This window comes from Pseudomonas sp. S3E12 (genome assembly GCF_001702295.1).
GTDB lineage: Bacteria > Pseudomonadota > Gammaproteobacteria > Pseudomonadales > Pseudomonadaceae > Aquipseudomonas > Aquipseudomonas marginalis.
The window spans coordinates 340,761-357,059 of record NZ_MBDT01000021.1; the positions used below are offsets into that span (position 1 = coordinate 340,761).

Consider the following 16,299-nt stretch of genomic DNA (forward strand, 5'->3'; position numbering starts at 1 on the left):
ATTGACGTTCACTGCTTCGATGAGGACCTTCCAGTACGTCGTAGGCTGGATCGCCCAGACGAAGACAGTCCCCTTCCTCTTCCAATCGGTAATCGACCTGCTGACAGCCAGTTCCTGCAATGACCGCATTGCCGCTTTCAAATCCGCCGGCGGCGATTAAGTTGAGGGATCGCAGTGTCGGGCACGTCCACCCGCTTCACCTGCGTCACTGTACGCACCGCAAGCTGGGCCAACGTCGGGTGGCTGAACACGCTGCGCGCGTCCACCTCCAGCCCGGCCTTGCGCATTCGCGCCACCAGGTTCACCGCCAGCAGGGAATGCCCGCCCAATTCGAAGAAGTGGTCGTGGCGTCCTACCCGTTCCAGCCTCAAGACCTCCGCCCAAATACCGGCCATCAATGTTTCCACTTCGCCGACCGGCGCTTCGTAGCCACGGCTAAGCACCGCCGCCAGCCCCGGCTCCGGCAATGCCTTGCGGTCGAGTTTGCCGGCAGGATTGAGGGGCAACACCTCCAACTGCACGAAGGCTGCCGGCACCATGTATTCCGGCAACTGCTCCAGCACGTGCGCACGCAGGTCTTCGAGGCTCGGCGCCGGGCCGCGAAGGGTGAAGTACGCGAGCAGACGCTCATCGCGGATCAGCACCGCCACCTCACGCAAGGCCGGATGCGCGAGCAGGCGTGATTCAATTTCTCCCAGTTCCAGGCGCACGCCGCGCAATTTGACCTGGAAGTCGTTGCGCCCGAGGAACTCCAGGTTGCCGTCCGGCAGGTAGCGCACCAGATCCCCCGTGCGATACAGCCGGTCGCCGGTCACGAACGGGCTGTCGATAAAGCGCTCGGCCGTCATCTGCGGCAATCCCAGATAGCCCCGGGCCACGCCGACACCGCCGATATGCAGCTGGCCGCTGACGCCCATGGGCACCGGCGCATCGTGTTCGTCCAACACATACAGGCGGGTGTTGTTGATCGCCCGGCCAATCGGCAGTTGCAACGCGGGCACCGGTGCGCCCGGTTCCAGGGTCCAGGCGCTGCTGTCCACCGTGGCTTCAGTGGGGCCGTAGACGTTATGCAGGCGCACCTTGGGCAAGCGCGCCTGCACGCCACGGGCCAGGGCCTCGGTGAGTTCGCCGCCGCCGCACAGCACGTCGGTGAGGCTGGTGCACAGGGCGGACTCTGGCAGTTCGAGGAACTGCTGCAACATCGCCGGCACGAATTTGATCACGCTGATCTGTTGCTCGCGAATCACTTGAGCCAGGTAAGCCGGCTCGCGATGCCCATCAGGCCGCGCAAGAACCAGGCGCATGCCGCTGGCGAGCGGCCAGAACAGCTCCCAGACCGAGCCGTCGAAGCTGAACGGCGCCCGTTGCAACAGCGCACCGCCCTCGGCGTTGGGGCACAGCCGAGAGCCCCAGTGCATGAGGTTGCCCAGGCCACGATGCTCGATCATCACGCCTTTGGGCCTACCGGTGGAGCCGGAGGTGTACATCACGTAGGCCAGGTTGGCGACGGTCAGCCCCGGCACCGACGGGTTGCCATCCGGCGCGTGATGCCAGGCGCAGTGGTCGAAGTCGATCACCGGAATTGCCACCTCCCCCGGCAAGTCGCGGGTGGCCGCATGAACCAGCAGCGCGACAGGTTGGCTGTCCTGAAGCATGTACGCGAGGCGTTCGCGGGGGTAGCCGGGGTCCAACGGCACATAGGCGCCGCCCGCCTTGAGGATGGCCAACAATCCCACCACCAGGTCCAGGCCGCGTTCGACGCACAGCGCCACGCGAGCGTCCGGCTGCACACCGCGTTCGCGCAGGTGGTAAGCCAGCCGGTTGGCGCGCTCGTTCAGTTCCTGGTAAGTCAGCTGCACCGCCCCGGCCTGCACGGCCACGCCATGGGGAACGCGCCGCGCCTGGGCCTCAAAGAGCGCCTGGACGGTGAGGCTTGCGGGGTAATCAATTGCGGTGGCGTTGAAAGCCTGCAGCAGGGTGTGCAGTTCGCTGGCGGGCAGCACCTGCACCTCACGCAACGGCATGTGCGGGGCGTTTTCCAACCCATCCGCCAGGTTGACCAGGGTGGTTTCCAGGTAGTCCAGCACGCGCTCGGCGCCTACCTTGCGCGGGGCCTTGGCCTTGAGCTGAAAAGCACCGGGGCTGTCGTCCACGGTGAGCATCAACGGATAACTGAGGACGTCTTCGGCGCTGACCAGAGCAATGCCCGGCACCAGGTTGAAGTCACGCTCGGCGTCGGTGTGCCGGTAATTCAACAGGCTGTTGAACAGCGGCGCCACGCTGCAGCAGCGCTGCGCCAAAGCCAGCGACGCCTGCTCATGGGCGAGCAACGCGCTGAGACGGGCATGGGTGTCGCGCAGCGCATCGGCCACGTTGCGTCCGGCCAGGTGCAGGCGCAGTGGCAGGGTGTTGATGAACATGCCCAAGGCGCGGTCGGCGCCCTCGCCGGCCTGCAAACGGCCGAGCAGGACGGTGCCGAACACCCCGTCATCGCGGCCCGCCACGCGGCTGAGGACCTGGGCCCAGGCCAGGTGAAACAGGCTGGCGGCGCTGACGCCCACGCCACGCGCCTGGGCACGCAGGCGCAGCGTGAGGGCGGCGTTCAGGGTGCGGACCGCTTCTTCGGTGTCCGCCCGGTTGGCCTGGCGCGCCTGCACGCCGAAGGCCAGGGTCGGCTCGTCGACATCCCCCAACTGCTCGCGAAAAAACGCCTCGTGGGCGGCCTGACGTGTCGTTGAACGAGACTGCGCCAGCGCATTGCGGTAAGGCACCGGCGCCGGTAATTGCCCCTGTTGGCCGAGCAGATGAGCGCGGATTTCCTGCATCAGAATCGTGGTTGACGTCGCGTCGTTCACCAGGTGATGAAAGCGCAGCCGGGCGACCCATCGCGTGGGTTCTTCGGCATACTCCAGCGCCATCAACGGTGCCTGGCGCAGATCCAGCGGCGCAGCGCCTTCGTTCCAGGGAAGCACGGGCAGGCGCGCCTCGCGCCACACCACCTGCATTGGCTGCTCCAACGCCTCCCAGGCCAGGCTGGTGCGCAGGATGTCGTGGCGGTCGATCACCTGTTGCAGGGCATGGGCAAAGGCGTCCAGTTGCTCGCGCTGTTCGAAGCTGAACAGCGCCTGTTGCTGGTACGGGTCGTGGTCGTCGGTGAGATGGTGGTAGAGCAAGCCTTCCTGCAACGGCGCCAGGGGGTAGATCTCCTGCACATTGGCCGCACCGCCGGGAATGTCGGCAACGATGCGATCAATGCCGGCCTGATCCAGCTCGGCCAGGGCCAGCAGGTCCGGGGTGATATGGCTGCACTGCGCCGGTATGCGATTGGCCGGCACGTCTATGTCGCTGCCGGTACTCACCGCGGCCAGGGCCGCCAGTGTCGGCTGGCCGAACAGCACCTGCACATCTGCGTGCAGGCCGGTCTGGCGCATGCGCTGCACCAGGTGCACCGCCAATAAGGAATGCCCGCCCAGTTCGAAGAAATGATCGTGGCGCCCCACTTGCTTCACCTGCAACAGCTCGGCCCAGATCTGCGCCAGCAGCGTTTCCGCCCCCTCTCGCGGCGCTTCGAACACGCGCGTCACGAACGCCGCCTGGGTCGGCGCCGGCAGGGCCTTGCGGTCGAGCTTGCCGTTGGCAGTCAGGGGCCACGCCTGCAGTGGCATGTACGCCGCTGGCAGCATGTAGTCGGGCAACGAGGCTTGCAGATGGGTGCGCAGGGTCTCGATGGCCACGGCCTGGCGTGGAATGAACCAGGCGAACAATTGCCCCTGGCGAGACAGCACCACGGCCTCCTGAACGTCCGGGTGGGTGGCCAGGGCGGCTTCGATTTCACCCAATTCGATGCGCACACCGCGGATTTTGACCTGGTCATCATTGCGGCCCAGATACTCAAGCTGGCCCTCGGGCAACCAGCGCGCCAGGTCGCCGGTGCGGTACATGCGCCCCGGCGCGAAGGGGTTGTCGAGAAAGCGTTCGGCGCTCAGGTCCGGGCGGTTCAGGTAACCCCGTGCCACACCTTTGCCGCCAACGTACACCTCCCCCACCACGCCGATGGGCACCGGCCGTTGCTGCGCATCCAACAGGTACACCGTGGTATTTGCGACGGGCGCGCCGATGTGCAACGGCCGGCCCACGTCGACGCGGCCGGAGGTGGCGACTACCGTGGCTTCGGTGGGGCCGTAGTTGTTGATCACCGCAAAGGGTTGCGCACGGGTGAAGCTGCGCAGACGGTCACCGCCGATCAGCAAGGTATGCAGGGTGGGGTGAACCAGGTCCTGGCTGAAGGCGTATTCGGCCACGGGCGTCGGCAGGAAGCACACATCCAACGGCTGCGCGCGCCACCAACCGAGCAGCGCATCAATGTCTTCCGCGCCGTCGTGAGCCGGTGGCAGGTGCAAGGTCGCGCCCACGCATAACGCCGGCCAGACCTCCCAGGCCATCGCGTCAAAGCCAAATCCGGCAACGCTGGCGGTGTGGCTGCCCGCGTGCAGGTTAAAGGCCTGGCAGTGCCAATCCACCAGGTTGACGACGCTGTGGTGCTCGACCATCACACCTTTAGGCAAGCCGGTGGAGCCGGAGGTGTAAATCACGTAGGCGAGGTTCGACGGTTCGACCCTCACGCCAGGGTTGTTGCCAGGGCGAACAACCGGCCGATCCAGCGCAATCACCGGTATCGCCAACGCCGGCAGGCGTGGCAACAGCGCCTGCTGGGTCAACACCGCCACCGGCGCGCTGTCCTGCAGCAGGTAGTTCAAGCGTTCGTCGGGATGGGCCGGGTCGATCGGCACATAGCAGGCGCCGGACTTGAGAATCCCCAGCAGCCCTGCCAGGGTCTCCAACCCGCGCCGGGCCAGTACAGCCACGCGATCATCCGGGCGAACACCGTGCTCGATCAGTTGATGGGCCAGGGCATTGGCCTGCTGGTTGAGCTGGGCGTAAGTCAGCTGGCGATTCTGGTAAATCGCAGCGACCGCATCCGGCGTGCGTAGTGCCTGGGCTTCGATCCGCCCGTGCAGGGTGTGTGGCTGTGCGTTGGGCTGGACGGTCGCGTTCCACTGTTGCAACCGGGCCTGTTCGGCAGGCGTGACCAGGGAGAACGCGCCAATCTGCAACGCGCTATTCTCCAGCCCCTGCTCCAGCAATCCGCTCAGCCGCTGCGCCAATGCGCGCACGTCGTCGTGCTGGAAGTATGCCTCGTTGTACACGCAATGCAGGCACGCGGTGCCCTGGTGACGGTTACTGCGCAGGTGGATGGCCAATGGCAGCGGTTCGTGGAGGTTGGAGACTTTGATTGCACGGGCCTGGATGGCGCCGTAGCGCAGCTCATGGTCGTCCTGCTCGAAGGACACCGACACGTCAAAGAGTTGGCCGCGCTGCGAACGGTGCAAGCCCAGTTCACGGTTCATCTCGCTCAAGGGGAAACGCTGGTGGCGCATATCCTCCTTGAGCCGGTCGCGCACCCCGCGCACCAAGGCACCGAACGGCAACTGTTCATCGAACTGCAACTGCACGGCACTGACCTGGGCAAACAGCCCCACAGTCGCCCGAAACCGCGCGTTGGAGCGGTTGAGTATCGGCAGGCCCACCACCCAATCCTGACGCTGGGCGGTGCGGGTGAAATACACATACAGCGCCGCCAGCAGCACATGAAACGCCGAGGCCTGGTAACGGTTGCCCACCTGTTCCATGCGGGTGAGCAAGGCCATGGGAAAGCCTTGCACCAGGGTGTTGCTGCCGGCCTTGGCGTTGTGCCGGGGCGTGAGCAGCGGCTCCGGTAATACCGGGTATCTGTCCAACCAATAGGCGCGGTCGCGGGCGAAGCGTGCCGAGGCGTGATAGCGCTGGTCGGCGTCGATGAATTCGACATAGGACGGTGCCGGCGGCTCCGGTGGCCGGCCTTGCTCCAGCGCGGTGTACAGGTGCGCCAGGGATTGCAGCATCTGGCCAAAGCCCCAGCCGTCGAGGATCACATGATGGGCCTGGGTGCCGAGGCGGTAGTGGTTGTCGTCGAGTTTGACCAGGAAGAAACGGAACAGCGGCGCGCCCTCCATCTGATAAGGCCGGGCCATCTGCGCGTGCATCAAGGCCTGGCTCGCGGCCTCGGGATCGGGCAGCGCGCTGAAATCGTGCAGTGCCACTTTCGTCGACAACCCAGGGGTAAAGGTTTGTCGAGGCAAGCCGTTGGCGTCACTGTGCAACTGGGTGCGCAGCGCATCGTGCCTGGCCACCAGTTGCTCGACAGCACGCTGAATCAATTCACGGTCCACCGGGCCTTCGAAGTCGACGTAACCGCCGATGTTATACAGCGGCGAATCGCCCGCCCGCAGTTGGTCGAGCCAGATGTCCTGTTGGGCCGCGGTGAGGGGAAAGCTGGCCGGCAGGCTGGGAAAATGCTGCATAAGATCCTTCTCATGGGTATCAGGCACTGGCCGCGCGGGGAGCCCCTTTACGGCGAAATTGCCGGATTTGAGCATTGGAGGTCGCGAGCTGTCTGTCACCCTAAACCCGGACACCCAAACGGATAGATCCGGGTTGGCTGAAGGTTCACTGCTGAAACGATTAAAGCCCTGTAGGAAATTGGCTACATCTACTCGCTACCAGCTTTTCAGACGTCGCTTCATTAATAAATATTTATTTTAAATATCAATAACTTAATAACTAATAAATATTTTCCATCGCTTTTCGTAGGCGGAATCACCTCTCAGAAACGTCGAATTAATGACGTTGTTTTTATGGCAGTTTGTGTCCCTCGTTTCCGCTACATACGTAGGACAGATCCCCTGGCCAAATGAAATCTAGAGTGCCGACTCTCGTTCATGAGGAACGAATCGCCCCCCACAGGCCCAGGGAGTTCGTTGACGGTTTTCGACATCAAGGATGAGATGGCTATGAGTTTGAAACGCAGCATGGATAACACGCAGAGCCCGAATTTCTACGCCGAAATGGGCGAGCTGATTGCACACAGCGGCCATGAGGAATTCGCCGCCCACATGTTGCATCTGGTCTGCAAATGGGTGCCGATCCACCTGGTGGACCTCAGTGAATGGACCCTCGACGAGCCGCGCGACCGCGTACTCGATATCAAGCTTCTGGGCAGTGCTGGCCAAAAACAGGACCTGCCGCCGCCCCTGGCCCTGCGCCCGCCGGATGACCACCCGTTGCTGCGGGAAATGCTCGGCATGCAAGACCCGCTGCTGATCCAGATGAATGCCAAACCCGACAGCGCCCATCCTCGGGGTACCTCGCACCAGTGCAATCTGGTGTCACGCCAGGGCAACCGGCGCTGCGTGATTTCATGCTACCGACCGCCGACCCAGCGCGTTTTTTCCCTGGCCGAGTTATCGTTTCTCAAGTGCCTGTCGGACACCCTGTTGCCGCTGATCGAGCGCCACGCGCACGTCCTGCGCCATGCGCCACATGCCCAGGCGGAGCCGGCCCATACGCTGCTTGAGCAATCACGCTTGCAGCGCGAGTTCCACAAGCGCCTGTCCCTCGGCGAGATCAGCCTTTCGGCCCGCGAACAGGAAGTGTGCCTCGGCCTGTTGACCGGCGGCACTGTGCCGCAGATCGCGGAAAAACTCAGCGTGAAAAACAGCTCCATCGAAACCTACCTCAAGCGCGCCGCCGCCAAGCTGGGCGTGAGTGGCCGGCATGGCCTGGCTAAATGGATGGTGGGGGCCTGATGGACACACGCACCGTCGCCAGCATCGGTATGGCCTGCATGCTCGGGGGCTGCTCGCTGATCCCCGAGTACCAGCGGCCCGAGGCGCCAATGCCCGCGCAGTATCCCCAGAGTGGGGTCTACCGCCTCGCCCAGGCCGGCAACAGCGATCCGGCGTCGGACTGGCAGCAGCAGTTCCACGACCCGGCGCTGCAACAGCTGATTCGCGATGCCCTGGTCAATAACCGCGACCTGCGGGTGGCTGCGCTGAATGTCGAAGCGTTTCAGGCGCAGTACCGCATCCAGCGTGCCGACCTGTTCCCGGCGGTGTCCGCCACGGGGGCCGGCAAACGCCAGAAGCTGCCGGGGGATGTCACCGGCACGGGCAAGTCCGCGATCACCTCCAGTTACTCCGCCACCCTGGGGCTCAGCGCGTATGAGCTGGACCTGTTTGGCCGCGTGCGCAGCCTCAGTGAACAGGCGATGCTCACCTACCTCGGCACGGAAGAGGCCCGGCGCAGCACACAACTGAGCCTGGTGGCCAACGTCGCCAACGCCTACCTGACCTGGCGCGCCGACCAGGAACTGCTGGCCCTGGCCCAACAGACCCTGGCCGCCAACGACCACAGCCTGCACCTGACCCGCCGCAGCAAAACCGCCGGCAAAGCCTCGGCCCTGGACGTGGTGCAGGCGCGCACCAGCGTCGAAAGTACCCGCGCCAGCGTGGCCCGCTATGCACGCCAGGTGGCCCAGGACCTCAACAATCTCACCCTGCTGGTGGGCGGCCCGGTGGATCAAAGCCTGCCAGCGCGCCCGTTGGCTGACGACCTGGTGGCGCGGCTACCGGCCGGCTTGCCATCGGCCCTGCTGCAACGCCGCCCGGATATCCTCCAGGCCGAGTACCAACTGCGCGCCGCCAACGCCAACATCGGCGCGGCGCGCGCGGCGTTTTTCCCGTCAGTCAGCCTTACCGCCAATGCCGGCAGCACCAGCACCGAACTGTCGGACCTGTTCAAGGGCGGCACCGGCACCTGGACCTTCCAGCCGCAGATCAACCTGCCGATCTTCAACGCCGGCAGCCTGCGCGCCAGCCTGGACTACGCCAGCCTGCAAAAAGACATCAGCGTCGCCCAGTATGAAAAGTCCATCCAGACGGCCTTCCAGGAAGTCGCCGACGGCCTGGCCGCACGCCAGACGTTTACCGACCAGCTCAACGCCCAACGCGACTTCGTCGCCGCCAACCAGGCGTATTACGACCTGGCCCAGCACCGCTACCGCAGCGGGGTGGACAGCAACCTCACCTTCCTCGATGCCCAGCGCTCGCTGTTCAGTGCGCAACAGGCGCTGATCGTGGACCGACTGGCGCAACTGGTGGCGGAGGTGAACCTGTATACGGCGCTGGGTGGGGCGTGGGCGCAAATGCCGGCGCTGGCATCGTGGTAAGCCGGTTTGCTCGTTCCGTGGCGAGCTCGCTCGCCACAGACCCGTGAGATGAGGCGCTTATTTCAGCGCAATCACCGCCTCCGCCTCGATTTCGATCAACCACTCCGGCAACGAAAGCCCACTGACAATAATCCAGGACGACGGCGGCGGGTTATGGGGGAAGCGCTCACGCAGCGCCTGGGCGATGAGTTCCTGCCGATCACGTGCGGACTCGACGATATACAGCCGCAGCATTACCACATGGGACAAGTCACCCTCGACCTCGGCCAGGATTTTTTCGATATTGTCCAACGCCGTATCGGTTTGCTCGGCAATGCCTGGACCGACCGTACGCTCCTGGGCATCCACACCTACCTGGCCGGAAAGCAGAATACGCCGGCCATCAGGCACTTCGATGGCTTGGCTGAAGCCGTATTGCAAGGAGTTGAATACGCTCTTGGGATTGATGACCTTGGGTTGCATGACGAGTCCTTGTTGTCGGTAGGAGTGAAAGGCTAACGTTAAAAGTCTTACGTCTCCAGGAGAGGACTTTGGGTGATGAAGATGAGCAGGTCCATCGGACCGCTCTTACGCAGCTTTCGGGTTGCGTCTGATCAACCTCGCCGCCACCCTTCGCGAGTCGCTGCACATTCAGAGAACGGGTGTGGAAGCCCGAACTCCCATCATGTGGAAGTGATTAGGGCCGCTGCGCAGCCCAACGCGAGACAAGCCCCTCACCACAGAGGGAGTTCCCCCATTTGCTCTTCAACAGGCCGTGATAAATACGCTGACGCTACCAACCGCCCATCGCCAGGCTGAACGGCGAAAACGCCTCGAACTGCCAGCGCAAGGCCAACGCCGCCGGGCGGCGAACCACGTGGTCCACGGTCACCGTCCAGAGCCGCTGCGCGCCCTCGAAGCGGGCGACTTCAGGGCCGTCGAGGATCAGCGAGGTATGCCCCGCGATCTGCAGCACATCCCCCGTTGCAAAGTCGATAAACAACAGCCCCGCCACCGGATTAGCCGCCAGGTTGCCCAAGGTGTTGAAGAACAGGTTGCCGGCAAAATCGGGGATGGTCAGCACGTCGCACTCCACGCGCACGAAGCCGGTATTGCCGCCGCGATGGGAGACGTCCACCGAGCGTTCGCCGTCGACCTCCACGTAGCTGGCGACGAAGAAGGTATCGGCGTTGCGGATCATGCTTTCGGCAGCGGCGTCCAGGCCGTCAAGACGCTCGACCTGGGTGCCGGGTTTACGCGCAATCCCATCGACCGGCCGCAGCTGGATGTATTTGGGGCAATTGCCGTAGGTCTGCACCACGTCGACCGACAGCCCCTCGTGATCGAGCGCGCCGATACGCCCATTCATGCGGTTGCGCCGCCGGGTGTTGAGGTCGATACCCAGCAGGCCCACGGCAGCGCCCTTGTGCAAGGCGGCGCGGGCCGGGTCGCTGGCAGAGGGCAGGCTGTCAATCTGCAACGTATAAGGGTCGGGAGAGTGGACGAACCCCGGCGCGCCTTCAATCAGGGTCGCCCAGGGAATCCCCTGTTCATCCACCACGCCAAGCATCAGGTAGGGCAACAGTGGATAAAAATCCCGATGCTGCTCCGGCAGGTGATCGCGTATCACCTTGGGCCCGACCACCGCCATGCGCTCGGCCACGCCGACCGCTGCTTGTAACTGCCGTTCGCCGGCATGCCAGGGGGATTGTTCAATAGGGTTCATGGTGATCACCTCCAGTGGGTTGCCCCCATGCTGCGCCCCGCCAGCCAAACGCAGAATACCCAGCCCAGGCAATCCACTGTTACGCCAACTGAAATGCCGGATGCTCACGCAGCGCCGCCACGCAATGATCGACAAAACTGCGCACACGCATCGGCCCATGGCGCCCTTCGCCGTACACCACATGCACCGGCAGGGGCGCTGGCTCATAGCCCTGCAGGACGCGGCATAACTGGCCGCTGAGCAGATGCTCATGCAGCGGATAGCTCAAGCAACGCACCAGCCCCGCGCCCTGCACCGCCGCATTGATCGTGCCTTGCACCGTGGCGCAACTCAGCCGCGCGCGGGCCTTGAGCTGGCAACCCTGGAACGCCCAATGCACCGGGTCGGCAGTGGCGATCAGGCGATGCCGCTTGAGGTCGTCCGGGTGTCGGGGTTCGCCGTGCGCCGCGAGGTAAGCGGGACTGGCGCAGAGGATCTGCCGCACGTGCCCGACCGGCCGCGCGATCAGTGAGGAGCTGGGCAACTCGCCGACCAGGATCGCCACGTCCAGCCCCTCTTCGTGAAGATTGGGGTAATAGTCATGGTAGTGGGCGGTGAGCTGCACCGCAGGGTAACGATCCATGTAGCTGGCCAACAGCGGCGCCATCACATAGCGGCTGAACAGCAACGGCATGAACACCCGCAGATTGCCCTGGACCTGTACATGCAAGCCCTTGGCCGAGGCTTCGGCGGCGTCCACGGCGGCCAGCAGCCGCACGCAGTCGGCCATGTAGGCACGGCCCGTGTCGGTAAGGCTGACACCCCGCGTGCTGCGTTGCAGCAGCGGTACGCGCAGGCGTGCTTCCAAGCGGGCAATCGCACGCATCAACGTCGGCGCCGAGACCTGGGCTGCCCGTGCGGCCGAGGCCAGGCTCGGTTGCTCGGCGAGCGCGGCAAACAGCTGCATATCGCGATAACGCTCCATCAACCGCGCCGCTTCATCGCCGGATTCAAGGCCGTGTCCTGGCCCAGGCGATGGCTGAGGAAATCCACAAAGGTGTGGATCTTGGCCGGCACGCGCGCGCTTTTCTGGAACACCACCTGGATCGGCAACGGGGCCGGCTCGAAGTTCTCGAGGACGATTTCCAGCTCACCGGCCGCCACCGCCGCCGCGACCTGATAGGACAGCACCCGCGTCAACCCCCAGCCCAGGCGCGCCAGGTTGATCGCTGCATTGTTCGCCGAGACCACCAGGCGCGGTTCGATGGGCACCGTCAACGGCTGGCCGGCGTCGACAAACGCCCACTCACTCACCAATCGGCTGGAGGACAGGCCGACGACCTGCGCCGCACCCAACTGCCCGGGGTGCAGGGGGCGGCCGTGCTGGTCGAGATAGCCGGGCGAGGCGCAGACCACCCGGCGTACCTCACCCACCTTGATCGTCTGTTGCCCCGGCTCATGCAGATGGCCGATGCGCACAGCCACATCGATACCCTCGTCGGTCAGGTTGACCACCCGATCCACCAGCAAGGCATTGATATTCACCAGCGGAAAACGGTCGAGGTACTCGCCCAGCACCGGCGCCACATACAACTCGCCAAACAGTACCGGTGCGGTCACCGTGAGGTGGCCGCAGGGGATCGAATAACTGCCCGCCGCCGCTTCTTCGGCTTCGTCCAGCTCGGCGAGGATGCGCCGGCAATCTTCGAGATAACGCTGGCCGGCCTCGGTCAGGTGCAGGCTGCGGGTGGTGCGCGCCAGCAGCTGGGTACCGATGCGCGCTTCCATGGCGGCGATGGCCCGGGTCACGCTGGGGGGCGAGGTGTTCAGGCGGCGCGCTGCGGCGGCAAAGCCCTCCTCCTCGGCCACCGCCAGGAACACCTGCATTTCGTGAAATCGGTCCATCGATGCGCCTCAGCAACGTTAATGTGATTGCAACCCTACCGCCGTACGCGGCATGCCCACAAATCCCGGCAAGGCCTCGATGCTGGCAAGCCAGGCGCGCACCTTAGGGTAGTCGGCCAGCGACACATTGCCTTCCGGCGCATGGGCCACATAGGTGTAGAACGCAATATCGGCGATGCTCGCTTGCTCCCCCGCCAGGAAGCGGGTTTCGCTCAGTTGCTGCTCCACCAGTGCCAACAAGGCATGGGCACGGCTGATCGCCGCCGCCGCATCCACATCGGCACCGAACACCAAGGCCAGCCGTGCGGTGGCCGGCACGGCGTGCAACTGGCCGGCGGCGGCCGACAGCCAGCGCTGTACGCGCGCCTGCCCCACCGGGTCGCTTGGCAACCATTGGCCCTTGCCGTATTTCGTGGCGAGGTAGACCAGGATCGCGTTGGAGTCCGCCAGTACGGTGCCGTTGTCGTCAATCGCCGGGACCTGGCCGAAACGGTTGATGGTCGCAGTGAAGTCAGCGCTTTTATGCGCGCCTTGCTTGAGGTCCACCAGGATGAACTCGCTGGGCAACCCCAGCAGGGACAGCATCAGCTCGGCCCGATGGGAATGGCCGGACAAGGGGAAACCATAGAGTTTGATCGCAGGCTGGGACATGTAAGGCTCCAAAGGGTGGGGTTTTGACACCGGCATGTTCCACCGCTGCGCCGACCACTGGAATCACCAGCTTTTACAATCCAGCATTTCAGCGGGTGAAACAATCACTCGCCAAACAGTTCGACGATCAACGCAAACAACGTGGTCTTTACCGCACTGTCCAACGTGGTCCAGGCCAACCCCGTGCGCGCCTGGAACGCCCCCAACGCCAGTGGCCGCGACACGCAATTGGCCGGCAACGCCCGCGCGGCCTGCTGCGGCAAGACGCCGACGCCCAACCCGGCGCAGACCAGCGCGAGCATGGTGGTGAACTCGCCCAGTTCGGACGCGATCTGCAAAGGAATGCCCACGGCCTGGATAAATTCGTCGTAGAACCCCGGCGCATAGCGCCGCGCGAGGATGTACACCGGCACGTCGAGCAGGTCGCCGGGCTGGATCGAATCCTGCGTGGCCAACGGATGATCCATCGGCAGGGCCACGCAGAACGGCTCGCGCAGCACCACGCGGGTTTGCACCCCAGGGTAGGCGGCGGGCAGGCGCATCAGGCCGAAATCCAGGCGATCATTCTTCAGCGCGGCGGCTTGATCGGGGCCGGGCATGTCCTTGAGTTCCAGCTCGATACGCGGGTAGCGCTGATGCACCGTGCGGATCAACTCGGGTAACAGGTGCGGCAATACCGACGACACAAAGCCCAGGCGCACCCGGCCGATTTCCCCTCGGTTGGACGCCCGCGCCGCCTCCGCCGCCCGCGCGGCCTGGTGCAGGGTCGCCTGGGCTTCGGGCAGGAACACCCGACCGGCATCGGTCAAGGTCACCGAGTGGCGATTGCGGTCCAGCAGGCGTACGCCCAGGCCAGTTTCGAGCAGCTTGATCTGCATGCTCAGGGCCGGTTGCACAATCGACAACTGCGCCGCCGCCCGGCCGAAATGCAGCTCCTGGGCCAGTACCACAAAGGCGCGCAAGTGCTTGAGTTCCATTGAGCCTCCCCGGTTATCACCAATATTGATCAGCCGATCATAAATGAACATTGGACCTGCGCCCTACACCGGAGTGAAGTTAAGCCCATCAGCCAATGGTTTGATTATCACAAGCGCGTCCGGAGAAACCTGCCCATGCAAAGCGTTCTAGACACCTTTCGCCTCGATGGCCGGCTGGCGCTGGTCACCGGCTCCAGTGCCGGTATCGGCCTGGCCATCGCCCGAGGCCTGGCCCAGGCCGGTGCGCGGGTGGTGCTCAACGGGCGTAACCGCAGCACCCTGCGCGATGCCGCCGCGCTGCTGACCCTTGAAGGCCTGGAGGTGCACACCCAAGCGTTCGATGTGACCGACAGCGCGGCGATCCAGGCCGGCGTGGCCGCTATCGAAGAACGCATCGGGCCCTTGGACATCCTGGTCAACAACGCCGGCATGCAGCGCCGTGGGCCGCTGGAAGACTACAGCGAGCAGCATTGGCGCGAACTGATCAGCACCAACCTCGACAGCGCCTTCCTGGTGGGTCAGGCCGTGGCGCGGGCGATGATCCCGCGCAAGCGTGGGCGCATCATCAATATCTGTTCGGTGCAAAGTGAATTGGGCCGCCCGGGCATCGCGCCGTATGCAGCGAGCAAAGGTGCGTTGAAGATGCTCACCAAGGGCATGGCCATCGACTGGGGCCCCCACGGGCTGACAGTCAACGGTATCGGCCCCGGCTACTTCAAGACCGAGTTGAACGCCAACCTGGTGGCCAACCCCGAATTCAGCGACTGGCTGGTGCAGCGCACACCAAGCCGACGCTGGGGCGACGTTGCTGAGTTGGCCGGTGCGGCAGTGTTCCTGGCCAGCGATGCCGCGAGTTTCGTCAACGGTCATATCCTCTATGTCGACGGTGGCATCACCGCGTCGCTGTAACCCTGGAGAACCTTATGCACGCCATTGTCTGCCACGCCTCAAAAGACCTGCGGGTCAGCCCCCAGGACGAACCCCATAGCCTGGGCCCCGAGCAACTGCGCGTGCGCATCGCCCGCGGCGGCATCTGCGGCTCGGACTTGCACTACTACCAGCACGGCGGCTTCGGCACCGTGCGCCTGCGCGAGCCGATGGTGCTCGGCCATGAAGTGTCGGCAGTGATCGACGCCGTGGGCTCCGACGCCGGCCGGTTCAAGGTCGGCCAGCGCATCGCCGTATCGCCGTCGCGTCCCTGCGGCGCTTGCCGCTATTGCCATCAAGGCCTGCCCAACCACTGCCTGGACATGCGCTTCTACGGCAGCGCGATGCCCTTCCCGCATATCCAGGGCGCGTTCCGCCAGAGCCTGGTGATCGAGACGCATCAGGCACATCTTTTGGCCGATCACGTCAGCCTCGCCGAAGGTGCATTGGCCGAGCCGCTGTCGGTGGGGTTGCATGCGATCCAACGGGCCGGCGCAGTATTCGGCAAGCGCGTGCTGGTGACCGGTTGCGGCCCCATCGGCAACCTGCTGATCGCCGGCCTGCGCGCCGCCGGTGCGGCTGAAATCGTCGCGGTGGACCTGTCCGCCAGCGCCCTGGCCTGCGCGGAAAAAATGGGCGCCACGCGCACCCACAACATTGCCGACGGCATCGACGCGCTCAAGCGCTACACCGCCGAGAAGGGTTACTTCGAGGTGATGTTCGAAGTCTCCGGCAGCGCCCAGGCCCTGCGTAACGGCCTGGACTGCATCGCCCCACGCGGCGTGCTGGTCACGGTCGGCTTGGGCGGTGAGGTGTCGCTGCCGCTGAACCTGCTGGTCAGCCGCGAGATCGACCTGCGCGGCACCTTCCGCTTCCACAGCGAGTTTGCCCAGGCGGTGGACTTGCTCAATCGCCAGGTCATCGACGTGCGCCCGGTGATCTCCCACACGGTGCCGTTCGAGCAGGCGGTGCAGGCGTTTGAACTGGCAGCGGACAAGACCCAGGCGATGAAGGTGGTGCTGGATTTTGGCGTGGCGGACGTGGAGTAA

At 64.6% G+C, this 16,299-nt stretch carries 11 protein-coding genes; 4 read left to right on the forward strand and 7 right to left on the reverse strand.

Annotation, left to right across the window (positions count from 1 at the left end):
* Window positions 1-137: 137 nt before the first annotated feature.
* The gene (locus BB029_RS18170) at window positions 138-6,401 is read right to left on the reverse strand and encodes a non-ribosomal peptide synthetase (RefSeq protein ID WP_065940228.1); all 6,264 of its coding nucleotides are present in this window, start codon (window positions 6,399-6,401) and stop codon (window positions 138-140) included.
* 489 nt (window positions 6,402-6,890) lie between these two features.
* Between BB029_RS18170 and BB029_RS18175 the strand changes: the two genes are divergently transcribed.
* Both BB029_RS18175 and BB029_RS18180 read left to right on the forward strand, forming a co-directional pair.
* Window positions 6,891-7,685: a helix-turn-helix transcriptional regulator gene (locus BB029_RS18175; protein ID WP_065940229.1), complete on the forward strand. Its 795-nt coding sequence runs from the start codon at window positions 6,891-6,893 to the stop codon at window positions 7,683-7,685.
* On the forward strand, window positions 7,685-9,106 hold the full coding sequence (locus tag BB029_RS18180) for an efflux transporter outer membrane subunit (protein WP_065940230.1): 1,422 nt from the start codon (window positions 7,685-7,687) through the stop codon (window positions 9,104-9,106). Before BB029_RS18175 ends, BB029_RS18180 begins: the two co-directional genes overlap by 1 nt.
* 57 nt (window positions 9,107-9,163) lie before the next feature.
* Here the strand turns inward: BB029_RS18180 and BB029_RS18185 are convergent, their stop codons facing one another.
* The 6 genes from BB029_RS18185 to BB029_RS18210 form a co-directional block, all read right to left on the reverse strand.
* Window positions 9,164-9,568, reverse strand: a complete 405-nt coding sequence (locus tag BB029_RS18185) for a RidA family protein (RefSeq protein ID WP_065940231.1) — start codon at window positions 9,566-9,568, stop codon at window positions 9,164-9,166.
* Between the two features lie 310 nt (window positions 9,569-9,878).
* Window positions 9,879-10,811, reverse strand: a complete 933-nt coding sequence (locus tag BB029_RS18190; protein ID WP_065940232.1) for a pyridoxamine 5'-phosphate oxidase family protein — start codon at window positions 10,809-10,811, stop codon at window positions 9,879-9,881.
* Between the two features lie 79 nt (window positions 10,812-10,890).
* On the reverse strand, window positions 10,891-11,775 hold the full coding sequence (locus tag BB029_RS18195; RefSeq protein WP_065940233.1) for a LysR family transcriptional regulator: 885 nt from the start codon (window positions 11,773-11,775) through the stop codon (window positions 10,891-10,893).
* Entirely contained in the window at window positions 11,775-12,695 is a 921-nt protein-coding gene (locus tag BB029_RS18200; RefSeq protein ID WP_065940234.1) for a LysR family transcriptional regulator, read from the reverse strand. The genes BB029_RS18195 and BB029_RS18200 overlap by 1 nt, the downstream gene beginning before the upstream one ends.
* An 18-nt stretch (window positions 12,696-12,713) precedes the next feature.
* A complete protein-coding gene (locus tag BB029_RS18205; protein WP_065940235.1) occupies window positions 12,714-13,346 on the reverse strand; it encodes a glutathione S-transferase family protein in 633 nt (210 codons plus the stop codon).
* Between the two features lie 104 nt (window positions 13,347-13,450).
* Window positions 13,451-14,323, reverse strand: coding sequence for a LysR family transcriptional regulator (locus BB029_RS18210; RefSeq protein ID WP_065940236.1), 873 nt, complete (start codon window positions 14,321-14,323; stop codon window positions 13,451-13,453).
* A 135-nt stretch (window positions 14,324-14,458) separates the two neighbouring features.
* Here BB029_RS18210 and BB029_RS18215 point away from each other — a divergent pair, with 135 nt between their 5' ends.
* Together BB029_RS18215 and BB029_RS18220 are read left to right on the forward strand one after the other, a co-directional pair.
* Window positions 14,459-15,232 carry a glucose 1-dehydrogenase gene (locus tag BB029_RS18215; protein WP_065940237.1) on the forward strand — a complete coding sequence of 258 codons (774 nt, stop codon included), beginning with the start codon at window positions 14,459-14,461 and terminating at the stop codon, window positions 15,230-15,232.
* A gap of 14 nt (window positions 15,233-15,246) precedes the next feature.
* Window positions 15,247-16,299, forward strand: a complete 1,053-nt coding sequence (locus BB029_RS18220) for an L-idonate 5-dehydrogenase (protein WP_065940238.1) — start codon at window positions 15,247-15,249, stop codon at window positions 16,297-16,299.

Coding starts and splice junctions, on each gene's coding strand:
- BB029_RS18175 (WP_065940229.1), top strand. CDS start 6,891: ATGAGTTTGAAACGCAGCATGGATAACACGCAGAGCCCGAATTTCTAC.
- BB029_RS18195 (WP_065940233.1), bottom strand. CDS start 11,775: ATGGAGCGTTATCGCGATATGCAGCTGTTTGCCGCGCTCGCCGAGCAA.
- BB029_RS18210 (WP_065940236.1), bottom strand. CDS start 14,323: ATGGAACTCAAGCACTTGCGCGCCTTTGTGGTACTGGCCCAGGAGCTG.
- BB029_RS18190 (WP_065940232.1), bottom strand. CDS start 10,811: ATGAACCCTATTGAACAATCCCCCTGGCATGCCGGCGAACGGCAGTTA.
- BB029_RS18180 (WP_065940230.1), top strand. CDS start 7,685: ATGGACACACGCACCGTCGCCAGCATCGGTATGGCCTGCATGCTCGGG.
- BB029_RS18170 (WP_065940228.1), bottom strand. CDS start 6,401: ATGCAGCATTTTCCCAGCCTGCCGGCCAGCTTTCCCCTCACCGCGGCC.
- BB029_RS18200 (WP_065940234.1), bottom strand. CDS start 12,695: ATGGACCGATTTCACGAAATGCAGGTGTTCCTGGCGGTGGCCGAGGAG.
- BB029_RS18185 (WP_065940231.1), bottom strand. CDS start 9,568: ATGCAACCCAAGGTCATCAATCCCAAGAGCGTATTCAACTCCTTGCAA.
- BB029_RS18220 (WP_065940238.1), top strand. CDS start 15,247: ATGCACGCCATTGTCTGCCACGCCTCAAAAGACCTGCGGGTCAGCCCC.
- BB029_RS18215 (WP_065940237.1), top strand. CDS start 14,459: ATGCAAAGCGTTCTAGACACCTTTCGCCTCGATGGCCGGCTGGCGCTG.
- BB029_RS18205 (WP_065940235.1), bottom strand. CDS start 13,346: ATGTCCCAGCCTGCGATCAAACTCTATGGTTTCCCCTTGTCCGGCCAT.